13 protein-coding genes are annotated in these 19,587 nt (G+C 74.1%); 5 read left to right on the top strand and 8 right to left on the bottom strand.

The genetic code is table 11. The annotated features are described in order from the left end of the window. Positions 1-5: 5 nt before the first annotated feature. From treS to glgX, 4 genes are read right to left on the bottom strand one after another with little or no spacing between them, the layout of a single operon-like run. On the bottom strand, positions 6-1,790 hold the full coding sequence (gene treS, locus V5O49_RS03595) for a maltose alpha-D-glucosyltransferase (protein WP_332901036.1): 1,785 nt from the start codon (positions 1,788-1,790) through the stop codon (positions 6-8). Beyond that, positions 1,787-3,850: an alpha-1,4-glucan--maltose-1-phosphate maltosyltransferase gene (locus V5O49_RS03590; RefSeq protein ID WP_332901035.1), complete on the bottom strand. Its 2,064-nt coding sequence runs from the start codon at positions 3,848-3,850 to the stop codon at positions 1,787-1,789. Before V5O49_RS03590 ends, treS begins: the two co-directional genes overlap by 4 nt. Positions 3,851-3,909: 59 nt before the next feature. Beyond that, entirely contained in the window at positions 3,910-5,592 is a 1,683-nt protein-coding gene (locus tag V5O49_RS03585) for an FAD-binding dehydrogenase (RefSeq protein ID WP_332901034.1), read from the bottom strand. 21 nt (positions 5,593-5,613) lie between these two features. After that, positions 5,614-7,854 (bottom strand): glycogen debranching protein GlgX, encoded by a 2,241-nt coding sequence (gene glgX, locus V5O49_RS03580; RefSeq protein WP_332901033.1) that lies wholly within the window; start codon positions 7,852-7,854, stop codon positions 5,614-5,616. Positions 7,855-8,007: 153 nt separating this feature from the next. On the opposite strand from glgX, the gene V5O49_RS03575 reads away from it, so the two are divergent. Together V5O49_RS03575 and V5O49_RS03570 are read left to right on the top strand one after the other, a co-directional pair. Beyond that, complete coding sequence (locus V5O49_RS03575; protein ID WP_332901032.1) at positions 8,008-8,811, top strand: electron transfer flavoprotein subunit beta/FixA family protein; 804 nt, start codon at positions 8,008-8,010, stop codon at positions 8,809-8,811. Between the two features lie 14 nt (positions 8,812-8,825). Continuing rightward, complete coding sequence (locus V5O49_RS03570; protein WP_332901031.1) at positions 8,826-9,803, top strand: electron transfer flavoprotein subunit alpha/FixB family protein; 978 nt, start codon at positions 8,826-8,828, stop codon at positions 9,801-9,803. Between the two features lie 159 nt (positions 9,804-9,962). On the opposite strand, the gene V5O49_RS03565 is transcribed toward V5O49_RS03570, so the two are convergent. The 4 genes from V5O49_RS03565 to V5O49_RS03550 are packed head-to-tail and all read right to left on the bottom strand — an operon-like array spanning position 9,963 to position 13,591. Further along, complete coding sequence (locus V5O49_RS03565) at positions 9,963-10,205, bottom strand: MoaD/ThiS family protein (RefSeq protein ID WP_332901030.1); 243 nt, start codon at positions 10,203-10,205, stop codon at positions 9,963-9,965. Between the two features lies 1 nt (position 10,206). Then, positions 10,207-11,289: a GTP 3',8-cyclase MoaA gene (moaA, locus tag V5O49_RS03560; protein ID WP_278235032.1), complete on the bottom strand. Its 1,083-nt coding sequence runs from the start codon at positions 11,287-11,289 to the stop codon at positions 10,207-10,209. An 8-nt stretch (positions 11,290-11,297) separates the two neighbouring features. Beyond that, complete coding sequence (locus tag V5O49_RS03555) at positions 11,298-12,179, bottom strand: DUF6457 domain-containing protein (protein ID WP_332901029.1); 882 nt, start codon at positions 12,177-12,179, stop codon at positions 11,298-11,300. After that, positions 12,176-13,591 carry a molybdopterin molybdotransferase MoeA gene (locus V5O49_RS03550; RefSeq protein ID WP_332901028.1) on the bottom strand — a complete coding sequence of 472 codons (1,416 nt, stop codon included), beginning with the start codon at positions 13,589-13,591 and terminating at the stop codon, positions 12,176-12,178. Before V5O49_RS03550 ends, V5O49_RS03555 begins: the two co-directional genes overlap by 4 nt. Positions 13,592-13,949: 358 nt before the next feature. On the opposite strand from V5O49_RS03550, the gene V5O49_RS03545 reads away from it, so the two are divergent. Genes V5O49_RS03545 through V5O49_RS03535 form a run of 3 tightly spaced genes read left to right on the top strand, consistent with a single transcriptional unit; the run spans position 13,950 to position 19,293 of the window. Beyond that, on the top strand, positions 13,950-15,335 hold the full coding sequence (locus V5O49_RS03545; RefSeq protein WP_332901027.1) for an MFS transporter: 1,386 nt from the start codon (positions 13,950-13,952) through the stop codon (positions 15,333-15,335). Then, complete coding sequence (locus tag V5O49_RS03540) at positions 15,332-17,617, top strand: molybdopterin oxidoreductase family protein (RefSeq protein WP_332901026.1); 2,286 nt, start codon at positions 15,332-15,334, stop codon at positions 17,615-17,617. Before V5O49_RS03545 ends, V5O49_RS03540 begins: the two co-directional genes overlap by 4 nt. Next, positions 17,614-19,293 carry an FAD-dependent oxidoreductase gene (locus V5O49_RS03535; RefSeq protein ID WP_332901025.1) on the top strand — a complete coding sequence of 560 codons (1,680 nt, stop codon included), beginning with the start codon at positions 17,614-17,616 and terminating at the stop codon, positions 19,291-19,293. Before V5O49_RS03540 ends, V5O49_RS03535 begins: the two co-directional genes overlap by 4 nt. The last annotated feature ends 294 nt before the right edge of the window (positions 19,294-19,587 follow it).

Here is a 19,587-nt window from a genome sequence, read left to right as displayed (position 1 = left end):
CGGGCCTACCCTTCGTCGTCGCTCGGGTCCGGGGGAGTGGCCAGGAGCCAGTAGAAGTCGCGCGAGCCCCAGGACAGCTGCACCGTGCCGTCGGCGGACACCTGGGGGAACCGGCCGCCGCCGAAGAGGTCCGTCAGCGTCCAGCCCTCCATGCCGGGCAGCGAGACCGTGGCCGACCGCGCCGTCGTGGACAGGTTGGCGGCCACCACGAGCTGTTCGTCGCCGGACCGCACGAAGGCGAGGATCGCCTCGTCGTCCACCTCGCAGGCGCGGAAGCCGCCGGTGCCGAACGTCGGGTGCAGCCGCCGCACGCCCAGCATGCCGTGCACCCAGTGCAGCAGGGAGGTCGGCTGCGCGAGCTGTGCCTCCACGTTGATGTGGTGGTAGTGGTGCACCAGCGACTGGTTCAGCGGCAGGTACAGCTTGCCCGGGTCGGCCGTGGAGAACCCGGCGTTGCGGTCGGGCGTCCACTGCATGGGCGTGCGCACGGCGTCGCGGTCGGGCAGCCAGATGTTGTCGCCCATCCCGATCTCGTCGCCGTAGTACAGGCACGGGCTGCCCGGCAGGGACAGCAGCAGGGCGTGGGCGAGCTCGATCTCCTTGCGGGAGTTGTCCAGCAGCGGCGCGAGCCGACGGCGGATGCCCACGTTGGCGCGCATGCGCGGGTCGTGGGCGTACCACCCGTACATCGCGGCGCGCTCCTCGGTGGAGACCATCTCGAGGGTGAGCTCGTCGTGGTTGCGCAGGAACGTGCTCCACTGCCCGCCGGCGGCCGGGATCTCCGGGGTGTCGGCCATGATGTCCAGGAGCTGGGTGGCCCGCTGGTCGCGCAGGGCGTAGAAGATGCGCGGCATCACCGGGAAGTGGAAGCACATGTGGCACTCCGGGTCCTCGCTGGTCCCGAAGTAGTCCACGACGTCGTGCGGCCACTGGTTGGCCTCGGCCAGCATGATCCGCCCGGGGAACTCCTCGTCGATCATCGCCCGCACGCGCCGCAGGAACTCGTGCGTGCGCGGCAGGTTCTCGCAGTTGGTGCCCTCCTCCTCGTACAGGTAGGGCACCGCGTCGAGCCGGAAGCCGTCGACGCCGGAGCGCAGCCAGAATCGGACGACGTCGAACATCGCCTCGGCGACCTTCGGGTTCTCGTAGTTCAGGTCCGGCTGGTGGCTGAAGAACCGGTGCCAGTAGTACTGGCGGCGCACCGGGTCGAAGGTCCAGTTCGAGGTCTCGGTGTCGACGAAGATGATCCGCGCGTCCTGGTAGCCGGAGTCGTCGTCCGCCCACACGTAGAAGTCGCCGTAGGGGCCCTCGGGGTCGGAGCGGGACGCCTGGAACCAGGGGTGCTGGTCGCTGGTGTGGTTCATGACCAGGTCGATGATGATCCGGATGCCGCGCGCGTGCGCCGCCTCGATGAGCCGGCCGAAGTCCTGCAGCGACCCGTACTGCGGGGCGATCGCGGTGAAGTCCGCGACGTCGTAGCCGCCGTCGCGCTGCGGGGACGGGTAGAAGGGCGGCAGCCACAGGCAGTCGACCCCGAGCCACTGCAGGTAGTCGAGCCGGTCCATGACCCCGCGCAGGTCTCCCGACCCGGCGCCCTCGGAGTCGGTGAAGCTGCGGACCATCACCTCGTAGAAGACCGCCTTGCGGTACCAGTCCGGGTCCTCGACCAGGCCGGGCTTCGGCAGCGGCGGCGGTTCCGGCTGGCGCCGCGGCGGCAGCGCCTGGACGGGGATCTGGCGGGTGATGGGGCGCGGGACGTCCACGCCACCGGTCTGTGCGGAGGCGTTCATGCGGGCACCACCTTCAGCACGTGACCGACCTGCACCTGCGGTTCGAGCAGGACGTAGGGATGGCGCCCCCACGGATAGCTGACACCGGACAGCTCGTCGTGGACGGTGAAGAAGGGCTGGTCCTCGACGTCGTCGGGAGCGTCCAGGCCGAGGGCCTCGAGATCGAGCAGCACGGTCGACTCCTGGGGGTGGTGGGGGTCGAGGTTGATCACCACGAGCACGACGTCGTCGTGGCCGGACCCGGGACGGCCGGCCGCGGGCAGGTGCTCGGCGCGGACGCGCCGCGAGTAGGCGATCACCTGGGGGTTGGTCGTGGGATGGACGGTCAGGTTGCGCAGCTGCTGCAGGGCCGGGTGGTCGCGACGGATCTCGTTCAGCCGCCGCAGCAGCGTGGCGATGCCGATGTCGTCGGCGGCCGACCAGTCGCGCGGCCGGTACTCGTACTTCTCGTTGTCGATCTGCTCCTCGACGCCCGGGCGGGGCACGTTCTCCACGAGCTCGTAGCCCGAGTAGATGCCCCACGTGGGGCTGCCGGTCGCCGCGAGCACGGCCCGCACGGCGAACCCGGCGACGCCGCCGTGCTGGAGGTACGGCGGCAGGATGTCGTGCGTCGTGGGCCAGAACGCGGGCCGCATGACGGCGCCCTGCTCCCCGGAGACCTCGGCCAGGTACTCCGTGATCTCCTCGCCGGTGTTGCGCCAGGTGAAGTAGGTGTACGACTGGTGGAACCCGATCCGCCCGAGCGTCTGCATCATGGCGGGCTTGGTGAACGCCTCGGACAGGAAGATCACCTCCGGGTTCGTGGCGCGGACCTCCGCCAGCAGCCACTCCCAGAAGTCCAACGGCTTGGTGTGCGGGTTGTCCACCCGGAACAGCGTGACGCCGCGGTCGATCCACAGCCGCACGATGCGCAGGACCTCGTGGGAGAGCCCGACCGGGTCGGTGTCGAAGTTCAGCGGGTAGATGTCCTGGTACTTCTTCGGCGGGTTCTCCGCGTAGGCGATGGACCCGTCCGCGCGGACGGTGAACCACTCCGGGTGCTCGGCGACCCACGGGTGGTCGGGCGAGCACTGCAGCGCCAGGTCCAGGGCGACCTCGAGACCCTGGCCGCGCGCGGCGTCCACGAAGGCGGTGAAGTCCTCCGCGGTGCCCAGGTCCGGGTGGATCGCGTCGTGCCCGCCGTCGGGCGAGCCGATCGCGTAGGGGCTGCCGGGGTCCCCGGGCTCGGCCTCGAGGGTGTTGTTGCGGCCCTTGCGGAAGGTCGTGCCGATGGGGTGGACCGGTGTGAGGTAGACGACGTCGAATCCCATCGCGGCGATGGCGGGCAGGCGCTCCGCGGCGGTGGCGAAGGTGCCGGACCGCCAGGTGCCGTCGGCGTCGCGCGTGGCCCCCTCGGACCGAGGGAAGATCTCGTACCAGGCGCCGGTCTGGGCCAGCCGGCGGTCCACCTGCAGCGGGTAGGTGGCGCTCGCCGAGACCAGGCGGCGCAGCGGGATGTGCCGCAGGGCGTCGCGCACGGTGTGCTGGGTGGCCATGGCGAGGCGGGCCTCGGGCGGGCGGGACGTGTCGGCCAGCTCCCGGGCCACGCGGTCCAGGAGCTCCGCGTCCTCGGCGGTGCGGCGCTGCTGCAGGCGCGGGGCGACGATCTGCTCGAACAGCAGCGCGCCCTCGGCGAGCATGAGGTCGACGTCCTGTCCGGCCGCGACCTTGATCGTGGCGTCGTGGGCCCAGGTGGCGTACGGGTCGGACCATGCCTCGACGCGGAACGACCAGTCGCCCGGGGCGTCGGGCTGCAGGAACCCCTGGAACCGGTCGAGCCCGGGGGCGACGTCCCGCATGGGGGCCCACGAGTGCAGACGCCGGTCGGGGGTGAACAGCACGGCGGTGGCGTTGACGGCGTCGTGACCCTCGCGGAAGACGGTGGCCTCGACCGGGACGACCTCGCCGGGTGTCGCCTTGGCGGGCCAGCGCCCGCCCTCGACGACGGGGGAGACCTCGATGACGGGGATGCGACCGATGGGATGGGGCGGGGCGGGCTTGGGCGACGTCACGCCCCCCACGCTAGTCAGACGGGCCGGGGAGTGCGCGCCAACATGCCCGGACACCCGGTGGTCCGTCGTCACCGGTCCGCGGCCAGCGCCCGACCGGTGACGCGGCCGGTGTGCAGGCACCCTCCCAGGAACGTGCCCTCCAGGGTCCGGTGGCCGTGCATGCCGCCGCCCCCGAACCCGGCGGCCTCTCCGACCGCCCAGAGACCGTCCAGCACGGACCCGTCCGCGCGCAGCACCCGGCCCGACGGGTCGCACCACAGCCCGCCGAGGGTCTTGCGGGTCAGCACGGACAGCCGCACCGCGAGCAGCGGGCCGTCCTTCGGGGTCGTCAGCGGCCGCGGCGGGCTGACGCGCATCATCCGGTCCACCCGGAAGTCGCGGGCGGCGCGCGTGGCCACCACCTGCGGATCCTTGCCCAGGCCGGAGGCGACCTGGGCGTCGCGGGCGCGGACGTCGGCGGCGAGCCGCGCCGGGTCGACGTGCCCGCCCGAGCCCGGGGTCGCCGCGGTCAGCGCGTTCATCCGGCCCGCGAGCTCCTCGGGGGAGTCGGCCCACAGGAACTCCGGGGACTCGGCGGCGAACCGGGCCACGGGTCCGACGGCGCCGGGCAGCACGCGCTGGGCGAGCAGGCGGACGTCCTTGCCGGTCAGGTCCGGGTTCTGCTCGGAGCCGGACAGCGCGAACTCGGTCTCCATGATCGCCCGGTTCAGCACGAACCAGGAGTGGTCGTCCCCGCGCCCCGTGACGTGCTGCAGCGCTCCGAGGGCGTCGAACCCGGGGAACAGCGGCGCCGGCAGCCGACCGCCGTCGGCGTCCAGCCACAGCGAGGACGGCCCGGGCAGGATGCGGATGCCGTGGTTCGTCCAGACGGGCGAGTGGTTGGCGATGCCCTCCGGGTAGTGCCACATGCGGTCCTCGTGCACCAGCGCCGCCCCCGCGTGGGCGGCGTGGCCGAGCATCAGGCCGTCGGTCGAGTCGGGCACGCCCGAGAGCATCCGGGCCGGCAGCGCGCCGTGCCCCGGGTCCCAGTGCTCGCGCGCCAGGTCGTGGTTGGCCCCGATGCCGCCGGAGGCCACCACCACCGCCCCGGCGGTGAGCTCCTCGCCACCGACCACCTCGCGCGAGGACGGCTCGCCCCGCAGGGCGCCGTCGTCGGCCAGGATCTCGGTGCGCACCCCCGTGACGCGGCCGTCGGTGACCACCAGCCCGGCGGCCCGCCGGCGGAAGCGCAGGTCGAGCAGCCCGGCCGACCGCGCCTCCAGCGCCGCGGCGACGAACGGTGCGAGGACGGCCGGGCCGGTGCCCCAGGTGACGTGGAACCGCGGGACGGAGTTCCCGTGACCGCCGGCGGTGTACCCGCCGCGCTCGGCCCACTGCACCAGCGGGAACCAGCGCACCCCCTTGGCGTGCAGCCAGGAGCGCAGGTCACCGGCCGCGGCCTCGACGAAGTGCTTGGCCCAGGCGTACCCGTGCCGGTCGGGACCCTCGCCGTCCTCGGCGCCGGGGGCGAACCGCGCGGACCCGAGCCAGTCGGACCAGGCGAGCTCGGCGGAGTCGTGCACGCCGAGCCGGCGCTGCTCGGGGGAGTCCACGAGGAACAGCCCGCCGAAGGACCACCAGGCCTGCCCGCCGAGAGAGGCCTCCGGCTCCTGGTCCAGCAGGATCACGCGGCGCCCGGCCGCCGTGATCTCGGTCGCGGTGACCAGGCCCGACAGGCCCGCTCCGATGACGATGACGTCGGCGTCTGTCATGCGGGCAGTCTGGCAGACCCGTCAGCGCCGTGCCACGAACACCTCCACGCTCAACGACTCCACCAGCGCCGTGCCCGGGGCCTCCTCCTCGTCCGCCTGCTCGGGCCCCTCGGGGGCGTCCCACGTCGAGCTCCACACGCGCTGCCACGGTCCTGCCCCGTCGAGGGTCTCGGGCAGCGTGAGCTCGGCGTCCTCCAGCCCGCCGTGCAGCACGCACAGCACGTCGGCCTCGTCCTCGCCCGGGCCGGGACGCAGCATCTGGATGATGCGCCGTCCCTCGTGGGACCACGCCTCGCCGTCCATGGGGGCGCCGTCGGCGTCGTACCAGAGCAGGTCGGGGTGCTCCTCGCCCGGTCGGGGCGAGCCGAGGAAGAACGACTCCGCCCGCAGGGCCGCGTGCTCGGCGCGCAGGCCGACCAGGTAGCGCGCCGTGGCCAGCAGCTCGGAGTTCGCCGTGTCCAGGTCCCAGTCGACCCAGGAGATCTCGGTGTCCTGGGCGTAGGCGTTGTTGTTCCCGCCCTGGGTGCGGCCCATCTCGTCCCCGGCGGTGATCATCGGGGTGCCGGCGGCCAGCAGCAGCGTCGCCAGCAGGTTGCGCTGCGAGCGCCGACGCAGCGGCACGACGGCGGACCACGGCTCGGTGGTGGCGTCGTCGCCCTCCGGGGCGTGACCCTCGATCCCGTGGTTCCACGACCGGTTGTCGTCGGTGCCGTCACGGTTGTCCTCGCCGTTGGCCTGGTTGTGCTTGTGGTCGAACGAGACCAGGTCGGCGAGGGTGAAGCCGTCGTGGGCGGTGACGTAGTTGACCGACGCGACCGGCCCGCGCATCAGCGGCGGGTCCGAGTGCCCGAACAGGTCCGCCGACCCGGCCAGCCGGGTGGTGAGCTCACGCAGGCCGTGCATCGGCGCGCCGTGCGACCCGGCCCGGGCGGACTCCAGCCAGAACGAGCGCGTGGCGTTGCGGAAGCGGTCGTTCCACTCCGCCATCGGGGCGGGGAACCGCCCGGTCTGCCAGCCACCCGGTCCGACGTCCCAGGGCTCGGCCACCAGCTTGAGCCCGGACAGCACGGGGTCGGTGCGCAGCGCGGACAGGAACGGGTGGTCGGGGGTGTACCCGTCGTGGTCGCGTCCGAGGGTGACGGCGAGGTCGAACCGGTAGCCGTCCACGCCGATCACCTCGGCCCAGTACCGCAAGGAGTCCAGGGCCATCTGCACCACGCGGGTGCGGCGGAAGTCCAGGGTGTTGCCCGTGCCGGTGACGTCGGCCAGCCGGGCCGGGGTGCCGCCGTCGTGCAGGTAGTACAACGTGTTGTCCAGGCCGCGCCACGACAGGTGCAGCGCGTCGTCGCCGCCCTCGCACGTGTGGTTGTAGACGACGTCCAGCAGCACCTCGATCCCGGCCTCGTGCAGCAGCTGCACCATGCCGCGCACCTCGTCCACGACCGCCGCCGGGCCCGCCTCGCGGGCGGCCGCGGTGGCGTAGGCGGCGTGCGGGGCGAAGAAGCCCATCGTGGAGTAGCCCCAGTAGTTCGTCAGCCCGCGGCCGGCCAGCCAGGGCTCCGCCGTCGAGGCGTGGATGGGCAGCAGCTCCAGCGTGGTCACGCCGAGCGCCTGCAGGTGCTCGATCACCGCGGGGTGCGCCAGCCCGGCGTAGGTGCCGCGCAGCTCCTCGGGCACGCCCGGGTGCTGCAGCGTCAGCCCGCGCACGTGCGCCTCGTAGACCACGGTGTCGGCCCAGGGGACCCGTGGCCGGGACATCCGCGGCAGGTCGGGCAGCTCGGCGGTCACCACAGCGTGGGGCACGAACGGCAGTGAGTCCTCCTGGTCGGGCCCGCCGTCGTCGTCCGCGCCGCCGCGCAGCGTCGCCGGGACGTACGCCAGGTCGCCCTCGATGCCGCGGGCGTACGGGTCGAGGATCAGCTTGGCCGGGTTGTGGCGCATGCCGGCGCCCGGGTCCCACGGGCCGTGCACCCGGAACCCGTAGCGCTGGCCCGGGGCGACGTCGGGCACGTGCCCGTGCCAGACGCCGTAGGTCGGGCCGTCCAGCTCGATGCGCCGCTCGGCGTAGCGCTCCGGGTCGTGCTGGTCCTTCTCGGGGGCGACGACGTCGATCAGGCACAGCTCCACCCCGTGCGCGTGCGAGGCGAGCACCGCGACGTCGATGCCGCCGTCGGGCGTGGTGCGCACCCCCAGCGGCGGGACGTGGCTGCGGGTGCGGGTGGGTCGGGTCAGCGGGGTGACCTTCGGTCGGGCGGCCTCCATGGACCCATGGTGGACTGTGCGGCGCCGAAGGTCACCTCGGCGTCGCGCCATGCGGACACGTGCCGGGGCGGTGCACGGCGACGAGTAGGCTCGGCCCGAGGGCGGTCCACACCGCCCCGACCCTGATCCTCGAGACCGTCGGAAGGGTTCCTCGTGCGCATCGTCGTTCCCGTCAAGTACGTGCCGGACATCAACGCCGAACGGAAGTTCGTGGACTGTCGGGTGGAGCGCGACCCGGCCGTGGGGACCCTCAACGAGCTCGACGAGAACGCCCTGGAAGCCGCGCTGCGGATCGTCGAGGCCCTCGACGAGGCCGAGCAGGGGACGAGCGAGATCGTCGCGCTGACCGTCGCCCCGCCCGAGGGCGACGTGGCGTTGCGCAAGGCGTTCCAGATGGGGGTCGACCGCGGCGTGCGGGTCTCGGACGACGCGCTCGCCGGGTCCGACTACTCCGGCACGACGGCGGCGCTCGCGGCCGCGGTGCGACGGCTGGAGACCGAGGGGCCCGTCGACCTGGTGATCACCGGGATGGCGGCCCTGGACGGTCTGGGCTCGGTGGTGCCGGCGCTGCTGGCCGCGACGCTGGGCCGGCCGTCCGTGACGTTCGCCAAGACGGTCGCCGTGGCCGACGGAACGCTGCAGGCCACGCGCGAGACCGACGAGGCGACCGAGTCGCTCACCGCGCCGCTGCCGGCCGTCCTGTCGGTGGCCGACACCGCCAACCGGCCGCGGTTCCCGAACTTCAAGCTCATCATGGCGGCTCGTTCCAAGGAGATCGAGCAGTGGACGGCGGCCGACCTGGGTCTGGAGCCCGGGTCCGTCGGCACGGCCGGCGCCCGGACCGAGACCACGCTGGCCGCGCCGCGCCCGGAGAAGCCGCCGGTCGAGCTCGTCCAGGACAAGGGCGAGGGCGGCAAGGCCCTCGCCGAGTACCTCATCCGCCACGAGCTGGTCTGAGAAGGAGCCCACCGATGACGAACCGCACCGTCCTTGTCCTCCTCGACCCCGCGGGCGAGGTCCGTCCCAGCGTCCTGGAGCTGCTGACGATCGGCCGCACGCTCGGCCGCGTCGAGGCCGTCACGCTGGAGGCACCGAGCGTCGAGGCGCTCGCCCAGCTCGGCGCCTACGGCGTCGAGACGGTCCACCAGGCCGAGCTTCCCGCCGACCTGCGCGGGGACGCCCGGCACCTGTCCGCCGTCGTCGCCGCCGTGCTGACCGCCGCCGTGCGGCTCACCGACGCCGACGTCGTGCTGGCACCCTCGACCTTCGGCGCCAAGGAGGCCGTGGCCCTGGCCGGGCACGCCCTGGACGCCGGGGTCATCATCGACGCCGCCGGCGTGGCCGAGGACGACGCCGGGCACGTCGTGGGCACCAAGCGGGTCTTCGCCGGCTCCTGGGACACCGTCAGCCGGGTCACCACCGACGTGGCCGCGCTGACCGTCCGGGCCAACGCCGTCGTCCCGCAGCCGGCCGAGGCCGCGGTGGCCACCGAGGTCGAGGGCTTCGCCGTCGCGGTCGACGCCGTGCTGCCGGCCGTCACCGCCCGGACCGAGAAGGTCCGCGACTCCGACCGCCCGACGCTCGAGGAGGCCGCGGTCGTGGTGGCCGGCGGGCGTGGCACCGAGGGCGACTTCGGGCCGGTCGAGGCGTTCGCCGACGCCGTCGGCGGTGCCGTCGGCGCGACGCGCGACGCCGTGTTCGAAGGCTGGTTCGACCGCTACATCGGGCAGACGGGCGTGACGATCGCCCCGCGGCTGTACGTCGGCGCTGGTGTCTCCGGCGCTCCGCACCACCGCGGCGGCATGCAGGCCTCGCAGGTCATCGTCGCGGTGAACAACGATCCCGAGGCGCCGATCTTCGAGATCTGCGACTTCGCCGTGGTCGGCGACCTGTCCGACGTGCTGGGCCAGGCGGCCGAGGTCATCCGCGCCCACAAGCAGCAGGCCTGACCGCCGCGTCCGTCACCGCCCCGACGTCGTGCTGGCGTTGTGGGCGTGAAATCTGCAGGTCTCAGGCACCTGAGACCTGCAGATTTCACGCCCACAGCGGGGGTCGGCGCTCGGGGTGCTCGCTCGCGTGGTGAGGCGAGCGACAGCGCGCCGCAGGAGTCAGCCGCCGGCGAACGGCGGCAGCACGTCGAGCGTGGCGCCGTCGGGCACGACGTCGTCCGGCGCGGCCCGGCGGCCGTCCAGCAGCACCGAGCAGCGGGACAGCACCGGCGCCGCCTCGGGCGCCCCCGCGCTCAGCCGGCCGACGACTTCGGCGACCGTCGCGCCGTCGTCCACCGTCATCGTCTCCCCGGCACGGCCCAACGCCGCCCGGGCCGCCGCGAAGTAGCGCAGCTCCAGCACCTCAGCCCCCGATCGCGCTCATCGTGCGGTCCGGCTGGACGAACGACGGGTCGTCCATCCCGTGCCCGGCGCGCTTGCCCCACATCGCGGTCCGCCACCGGTCGGCCAGCACCGCGTCGGAGGCGCCCTCGCGCAGCGGACCGAGCAGGTCGGTCTCGGTGTGCGCGAACAGGCAGTCGCGGATGCCGCCCTCGGCGGTCAGGCGCGTGCGGCGGCAGTCGCCGCAGAACGGCTCGGTCACCGAGGCGATGATGCCGACCCGTCCGAGCCGCTCGCCCGTGTCGCGGGAGCGGACGACGAACCGTTCGGCCGGGGCGCCGTCGCGCGGCTCGGCGTCGGGGCCGAGGTCGAAGCGCTCGCCCAGCAGGCCGCGCACCTCGGCGGCCGTCACCATCGCCGTGCGGTCCCAGGCGTGGTCGGCGTCCAGGGGCATCTGCTCGATGAACCGCAGCTCGAAGCCGCGCTCCAGGCACCAGGACAGCAGGTCGGCGGCATGGTCCAGGTTCACCCCGCGCACCAGCACCGCGTTGATCTTGACCAGGTCGAACACGCGGGCCGCCGCTTCGATGCCGGCCAGCGTGCGCTCCAGGTAGGGGCGGCGGGCCAGGCGGGCGAACGTGTCCGGGTCGAGCGTGTCCAGGGAGACGTTGATGCGGTCCACGCCCGCGGCGCGCAGCCCTTCGGCGCGGGAGTCGAGCCCGATCGCGTTGGTGGTCAGGCTGATCTCCGGGCGCGGGTCGAGGGCTGCGACGTCGGCGACGATCTCGGCGAGGTCGCCCCGCAGCAGCGGCTCGCCGCCGGTGAACCGGACCTGGCGCACGCCGAGGTCCCGGACGGCGACGCCGACCAGCCGGGCGATCTCGTCGCGGGACATCACCTTCTCGCGCGCCAGGGAGGGCAGTCCCTCGGCCGGCATGCAGTACGTGCAGCGCAGGTTGCACCGGTCGGTGAGCGAGACGCGCAGGTCGGTGGCGACCCGGCCGAAGGTGTCCACCAGACCCGGGGTGTCCGGCCGGTCGGCGGGCAGCGTCGCGTCGCGCCACGAGGTCGGCAGGCGGGGGATGCCCAGGTCGACGAGCGTCATGGGAGTCCTCAGGTCGTCTCGGGCCGCCAGCCCAGGGCCAGGCGGGCGGTGCGTTCGGCGGTGTCGTCGTCGGGTGCGGCCTTGCCTGCCGCGGCGGCGAGCCCGCGGGCGTAGCCGACGAGGTAGGTCGTCACCGGCGCGGCGGGCCGCGCGACGTGGTGGGCGGCGTCGCGGGCGAGGTCGAGCACCTCCGTGACGTCGATGCTGTCGGCGGGCAGCTGCAGGTCCCGCTCGACGGCGGACACCCAGCTGGCGAGCACGGTGGGGACGTCGTCGGTCATGGGGGTCTCCTCCTCGATGCGGCTCCGGGCCGGGCGCGCCGAGAGCCTGTTCACATCGTCCCAGGTATCGACGTCGTCGCTCATCCCTGTCTCGTCGGGCAGCGGGAGGAGGTCGAGACGAGCCACGAGTCGGCGCACGGACGCCCCGTGCGGGTCGAGTCCGTCGAGCGCGCGGGTCAGCGCCGCGCGGCGGTACAGGCCGGTCAGCCACTGGGCACGCCCGGCGTGTTCCAGGTGCACGCCGTCGAGGTTCGTGAACCCGTCGGCGGTCTCGACCAGCGGGCCGACGGCGGCCGCCGCCCCCGGCACGTCCACGGCGAGCAGGAGGATCCACTCGGGCGCGTCGGGCCGCTGCAGGGCCGTCAGCCCGGCGGCCAGCCCGGCGACCGGGCCGCCGAAGGGCGGGTCCTCGCGGGTCACGACGACGTCGTCCCGCTCGGTGAGCGAGCGCAGGTCGGCCGGGCCGACGACGGCGGTGCGGTCGGCGCCGGTCGTCGCGGACAGCACGTGGTCGAGCAGGCGGGTGCCGCCGACGACGACCTCCGGCTTGGCGGCACCGCCCAGCCGGGTGGCGCGGCCGCCGGCGAGGACGACGGCGTCGTACCTCATCGAGCCTCCGGGAGCGGGACGTGGGGGAGCGGGTCGCCGGGGGCGACGTGGGCGACCTCGGCGGGCACGACCACGAGCGCGTCGGCGTGGGCGAGCGAGGAGAGCTGGTGGCCGCCGCGACCGGCCGGGGTGACGCCGTCGGGCCGGGTGACCACGGGGACCACCTGCTCCTTGCCGGGCGGGCTGGACCATCCGGTGGCGGCGCGGACGGTCGCGGCGGGTCGGTCCGGGCGGCCGGCGAGGCGTCGCACCGCGGGCAGGGCGTACAGCACGGTCGAGACGAAGGCGCTGACGGGGTTGCCGGGGACGGCGATCCAGGGAGCCCCGCGCCAGGAGGCCAGGGCCTGCGGCTTGCCGGGCCGCATGGCGACGGTGGCGACGTCGACGTCGGCCGCCGATCCGGAGGCGAGCAGCTCGCGCACGACGTCGCTCGCCCCGGCGGACACCCCGCCGGAGGTGACGATCAGGTCCACCCCTCCCGTTGTGGGCATGAGATCTGCAGGATCGTGGCGGTCCGGACCTGCAGTTTTCACGCCCACGACGTGGTCGAGGGCGGCGCGCAGGGCGTCCGCGTCGTCCGGGACCGCGCCGATGCGCACGACGTCGGCGCCGGCGGCGCGCACGAGCGCGGCGAGCATGAGGGAGTTGGAGTCGGCGATCGTGCCGGCCTCGGTGGTCCCGAGCGGGGCGAGCTCGGAGCCCGTGGACAGCACGGCGACCCGGGGACGACGGCGCACCGGCAGCTCGACGAGCCCGGCGGCGGCCGCGATGGCGACGAGACCCGGGCCGACGACGTCCCCGGCGCGGGCGATCTGGTCGCCTCGGCGCAGGTCCGTGCCCGCGCGACGGACGTGGTCGCGGGCCTGTCGGCACAGGGTCACGGTGCGCTCCGTCGTCGGACCCCCGGCCACGAAGCGGCTCGTGGAGGTCCGTTCGACCGGGACGACGGCGTCGAACCCGTCGGGCACGGGTGCTCCGGTCATGATCCGGACGGCTCCGCCGTCGGCTGCTCCGCCGTCGGCTGCTCCGCCGTCGGCTGCTCCGCCGTCGGCTGCTCCGCCGTCGGACGTTGTGGGTATGAAATCTGCAGCTCCGGGCGGGGCGGGAGCTGCAGATTTCATGCCCACAGCATCTGCGGCGGATGCGGGGGAGGGGACGCCGGGTCGCCGGTCGCCCCGGACCTCCAGCGTCACCGACGAGCCGTCGTCGGGCAGGTCGGCGGACCGCACCGCGTACCCGTCCATCGCCGCATGGTCGAAGGCCGGTACGGGCGCCGCGGCGACGACGTCCGCGGCGAGGACCAGGCCCACCACGGCGGGATCGTCGACCCGCACGGACGCGGCGGCCACCGGCCGCACGCGCGCGAGCGCCGCCGCGGTGTGCTCGGCGATGGTGCGCGGTCCGCTGGTCATACCGATCACTCTAGGGACGACGTGTGTCGGCGATGCAGCACCGTTCTCACAGCACGACGCCGTCGGGTGTGAGATGCTCGGACGGTTCGTCCGCCCGGGTCCTCCGTGCCTCGTGACTCGCGACGACCCGCCGTCGGCCGGTCGTCCGGATGCTGGATGAACTTCTCACAGCCCCCATGATCCGGGTGAGAGTTTTGGCTCATGGGAAGTTCACGGCTCGTGACCGTGACGTGAAACACCCGCTTCCTACTGTCGTCGTACCGGCCCGACGCTGAGCCGGTCCGGTACCCGGCACCCGCCGGGGATCGAGACCCCCGCCCGGCGACGCCGGGTGACGACCACGGATGGGAGAACGTCGATGGTTGCTCCGACGAGTGGCACCACCGAGACCGAGCCGGTGCCCACCGGCCCGGGCACCGACACTGCCGAGGCGCCCGCGCGCCCGGTCCACCGCTCCGGACGGTGGATCGACCACTGGGACCCCGAGGACCCGGTCTTCTGGCGTAACGGCGGCCGGACCATCGCCCGTCGCAACCTGTGGATCTCGATCTTCGCGGAGTTCCTCGGGTTCTGCGTCTGGGCGATCTGGTCCATCGTCGTCCCGCAGCTCCCCGACGCCGGGTTCGCCCTGACCACCGACCAGATGTTCTGGCTCGTGGGCCTGCCGGCCCTCGTCGGCGCCTCGCTGCGTGTGCCCTACACGCTGGCCGTGCCGGTCTTCGGCGGGCGCAACTGGACGATGATCTCCGCGGCCCTGCTGCTGATCCCCACCTTGTCGCTGGTGTGGGTCGTCCAGCGGCCCGAGACCTCGTTCGGCGTGCTGCTGGCCATCGCGGCGCTCGCAGGCTTCGGTGGCGGCAACTTCGCCTCGTCGATGGCGAACATCTCGTTCTTCTTCCCCGAGAAGGAGAAGGGTGCCGCGCTCGGCTGGAACGCCGCCGGCGGCAACATCGGCACCGCCGCCGTGCAGTTCGTCGTGCCGGTGGTCATCGTCACCGCGGCCGGTGTCTCCCTGCCGCGGGCGGGGTGGGTGTTCATCCCCTTCATCCTGCTGGCCGTGCTCCTGGCCTGGCGCTTCATGGACAACCTGTCCACCGCCAAGGCCGACCCGCGCTCCTTCGGCGTCGCCGCCCGGGAGAAGCACACCTGGCTGATCTCCTTCATCTACATCGGCACGTTCGGCAGCTTCGTCGGGTTCGCCGGCGCCTTCCCGACCCTGCTCGACCGGGAGTTCCCCGAGGTCACCCTGTCCCTGGCGTTCATGGGCGCCCTGATCGGCTCGGTCACCCGCCCGCTCGGCGGTTGGATCGCCGACCGCACCGGTGGCGCCGTGATCACCGTGGCGAGCTTCGTGGTGATGATCGTCGGTGCCTTCGGCGCCATCCAGGCGCTCGGCAGCGGCTCCTTCGGGCTGTTCTTCGGCTCCTTCATGCTGCTGTTCGTCGCCACCGGCGTCGGCAATGGGTCGGTCTACCGCATGATCCCGGCCACCTTCCGGATCGCCGACGTCGCCGGCGGCGGGGCCGCGACGGCGAAGGCGGCGGCGGGCTGTATCGGCATCGCCGGTGCCGTCGGTGCCTTCGGCGGGTTCCTCATCCCGCGCGGGTTCGCGATGTCGGACACCGCCACCGGCTCCCTGGTGCCGGCCCTGTGGGCGATCATCGGGGTCTACGTGGTCATGGCTCTGCTCACCTGGGCCGTCTACGGTCGCCGCAGCAGCCAGATGGGGGCTGCTCGGGTATGAGCAGCTCGATCGTGCCGGCGTCCACGGGCCCGCACAAGACGCACTGCCCCTACTGCGCCCTGCAGTGCGGCATGGAGCTCACGCCCGTCGAGGGAACGGCGTCGTCGACGCCGGCCCCCGGCGGGCGTGAGCCCCTGCCCGTGACCGTGAACCCGCGCGACTTCCCCACCAACGCGGGACGGCTGTGCCAGAAGGGCTGGACCGCCGCCGCGGTGCTGGACGTCCCGGACCGGATCACGACCCCGCTCGTGCGCGGCGCCGACGGCGAGCTCGCCCCGGCGACCTGGGACGAGGCGCTCGAGCTGATCACCGCCCGGGTCCGCGCGATCCAGGCCGAGCACGGACCCGAGGGCGTCGCGATCTTCGGCGGCGGCGGGCTCACCAACGAGAAGGCCTACGCGCTGGGCAAGTTCGCGCGCACGGTGCTGCGCACGCCGAACATCGACTACAACGGCCGGTTCTGCATGTCGTCCGCGGCGGCCGCGGGCAACCGCGCCTTCGGCGTCGACCGCGGCCTGCCGTTCCCGCTGACGGACCTCGGCGGGGCCGAGGCGATCCTGCTGCTCGGGTCGAACCCCGCCGAGACCATGCCGCCGTTCGTCCAGCACCTGGCCGGCGCTCGCGGTGCCGCGGGCCTCGTCATCGTCGACCCGCGGCGCTCGGCCACCGCCCGCCTCACCGAGGACGGCCAGGGCGTGCACGTCCAGCCCGTCCCCGGGACCGACCTCGTCGTGCTGCTGGCCCTGCTGCACGTCGTGATCGCCGAGAAGCTCGTCGACACCGCCTACCTGACCGAGCGGACCGCCGGGTACGACGACGTCGTGCGGTCCGTCTCGGCCTGGTGGCCGGAGCGCGCCGAGACCGTGTGCGGCGTCCCGGCCGAGGATCTGCGCCGGCTGGCCCGGCGCCTGGCGGCCGCCTCTCCGGCGCGCGGCGGTCGCGGCGCGTACGTGCTCACCGGTCGCGGGGTCGAGCAGTCGGCCCAGGGCACCGCGACGGTGACCGCGGCGATCAACCTCTCCCTCGCGCTCGGCCTGGTCGGTCGCGAGGGTTCCGGCTACGGGTGCCTGACGGGCCAGGGCAACGGCCAGGGCGGTCGCGAGCACGGTCAGAAGTCGGACCAGCTGCCCGGCTACCGCAAGATCGACGACCCGGCCGCCCGCGCCCACGTCGCCTCCGTCTGGGGCGTCGACCCCGACACCATCCCGGGGCCGGGCAAGCCCGCCGTGGCGCTGCTGAACTCCCTGGCCACACCCGGCGGGCCGCAGGCGCTCTTCGTGCACGGCTCGAACGTGCTGGTCTCGGCGCCCAACGCCGACCGGGTCCGTGAGCGCCTGGAGGCGCTGGACCTGCTGGTGGTGTGCGACTTCGTCCCCTCCGAGACCGCCCGGATCGCCGACGTCGTCCTCCCGGTGACGCAGTGGGCCGAGGAGGAGGGCACGATGACGTCCCTGGAGGGGCGGGTCATCCGGCGGCGACAGGCCGTGGACGCGCCGGGCCAGGCGCGCTCGGAGCTGTGGCTGCTGGCCGAGCTGGCCCGACGGCTCGGCTCGGGCGTGCACTTCGGCACGGACCCGGCCGACGTCTTCGACGAGCTCGCACGGGCCTCCGCCGGGGGGCCGGCGGACTACTCCGGGCTCTCGCACGCCCGGCTGGACGCTCACGAGGACGGCGGCGGCTCCGGGCTGTACTGGCCCTGCCCGGCCCCGGCCGACGCGCCCGCCGACGCCTCGGGCGACGGGCATGCCGGATCACCGGCCCGCGGCGAGCACCCCGGGACGCCCCGGATGTTCCTGGACACCTTCGGCACCCCGGACGGCCGGGCCCGCATGGTGCCGGTCGACCACGGCGGCCCGGCCGACGACGTGCGCGGCGACGCCCCGACCTACCTGGTCACCGGCCGTGTCCTGCAGCACTACCAGTCCGGCGCCCAGACGCGCCGGGTGCCCGACCTCGACCGGCTGGTCCCCGAGCCGTACGTCGAGCTGCACCCGCAGCTCGGCCTGCGCGTCGGTGTCGCCGACGGCGACCGGGTCCGGCTGACCTCGACCCGCGGCATGGTCGAGGCGGTCGCCCGCTGGACCGACGCCGTGCGGCCCGAGGTCGTGTTCATGCCGTTCCACTGGGGCGGCCTCGGCGGCGTCAACCGGATCACCAGCGACGCCGTCGACCCGATCAGCTCCATGCCCGAGTTCAAGGTGTGCGCGGTCCAGGTGAGCCCTGCCGGGCCCGCCACCGCGTCCACGCAGGACGACCACGACACCCAGGAGGTGCCGGTATGACGCTCCACGTGCCGACGAAGATCGTCGTCGTCGGGAACGGCATGGTCGGTTCCCGGTTGGTCGACGAGCTGGTGCGCCGCAGCGCGGGCGCCTTCGACATCACGGTGCTCGGCGCCGAGCCGTACGAGCCGTACAACCGGGTGCTGCTCAGCGACGTCGTCGCGGGCCGCACCGACGTGGCCGCGATCTCCATGCCCGAGGTCGGCGGTGACCACGTCACGGTGCTGCGCGGCGTCGCGGCGTCGTCGGTCGACCGCGTCCGGCGGACCGTCACCGACGACGCGGGCGCCGTGCACCCGTACGACCACCTCGTGCTGGCCACCGGGTCGCGAGCCCGCATCCTGCCGCTGCCGGGTCTGCGGGACGACGACGGCGCCCCGTACCTGCCGGGCGGGGTGCACGCCCTGCGCACCCTCGACGACGCCCGGGACATCGTGGCGGGCAGCGTCAACAGCTCGCGCGCGGTCGTCGTCGGCGGCGGCGTGCTCGGGGTGGAGTCCGCCTACGGGCTGGCCGCCCGCGGGCTCGCGGTCACGCTGGTCGACACCGGGACGGCGCCGATGAACCGCCAGCTCGACACCGAGGCCGGCGCGGTGCTGGCCGCGGGACTCGAGTCGCACGGCGTGACGGTCCGGTCCGGGGTGCGGCCCAGCGAGGTGCTGGTCGCCGGAGGCCGCGCGGTCGGCGTGCGCGTCGACACCGGCGACGGGGGTGACGGGGAGGTGCTGGCCGCCGGGCTCGTCGTGCTGACCACCGGCACCGTGCCGGAGACCGGGATCGCGGCCGACGCCGGTCTGCCCACCGACCGGGGTGTCGTCGTCGGGCACGACCTGGCCAGCCCGGCCGACCGGCGCGTCTTCGCGATCGGCGACTGCGCCCAGCCGCCGCAGGGGTCGCGGGGTCTGGTCGCCGAGGGCTGGGACCACGCGCGTCGTCTCGCCGACCACCTGGCCTCCCTCGTGGCGGCCCGCGAGGACGCCTCCCGGCGGGCGGTGGACCGGCCGCGCGAGCACCTGCGCTTCCCCCACGAGGGGGAGCGGCCCTCGATGGCGGTGCGGCTCGGCACGCTGCTCGCCACGCGGGCGGCCACCGACGAGGGCGTCGACACCCGGGGCACCGACGTCGTGAAGGTCAAGGCCGGCCCGCTGAGCGTGGTCTCGATGGGCGCGGCCGGCACGGGCCGCGCGACGCGCCCCGGGGAGCGGGCCGTCCGGCTCGCGGACCCCGCCGGCGGGCGGTTCGTCGAGGCCGTCGTGGCCGACGGGCTGCTGGTGGGCGCGACCTGCGTGGGTGACGCCCGGGTCGCGGCCGACCTGACCGCGGCCTACACGCGTCGCACCCCCGTTCCCGTGGACCCGGCGTTCCTGCTCCTGACACCGGTGATGCCGAGCGCGGAGCCCGCCACCTCGCCGGAGCACATGCCCGACGATGCGATGGTGTGCCGCTGCAACGGCGTCTCCAAGCACGACATCACGGCGTGCTGGGACGACGGCGCCCGGAGCGCGGACGACATCGCCGCCGCCACCCGCGCGACCACCGGGTGCGGCAGCTGCACCGAGGCGGTGTGCGGCCTCGCGGACTGGCTCGGGTCGACCCGCGGCGGCGACCCGTCCGGGGCTGAGCAGGCCTCGGAGGCCGACGCGGAGCCCGAACCGGCCGGGCTCGCCACGGTGTGAGCCTGCCCCTGAGCCCCGGGGCGCCCGACGGACCCCTCGCCGTCGGGCGCCCCGGACGTCTGCCCGCCCGCGCCCGCCGAGGTAGGCGACCGTGGACCGAGGTAGGCAAGTTCCCCGTCAGGTAGGCAGCTCTGAGCCGAGGTAGGCGAGCTGCACGTCAGATGGGCAGCCGTTCGGCGGGAGCGTTGCCTACCTCGTCCCGAGGTTGCCTACTTCGGCGGAACGTTGCCTACCTCGGCGGAGGGTTGCCTACCTCGGCAGGATGCGTCCGGCTTCTCTCACGCGGGCCCGGGA

This window comes from Isoptericola haloaureus (assembly GCF_036689775.1).
Lineage (GTDB): Bacteria > Actinomycetota > Actinomycetes > Actinomycetales > Cellulomonadaceae > Isoptericola > Isoptericola haloaureus.
The sequence above is the reverse complement of the archived record's forward strand: the minus strand, read 5'-3'. Positions and strand labels throughout refer to the sequence as shown.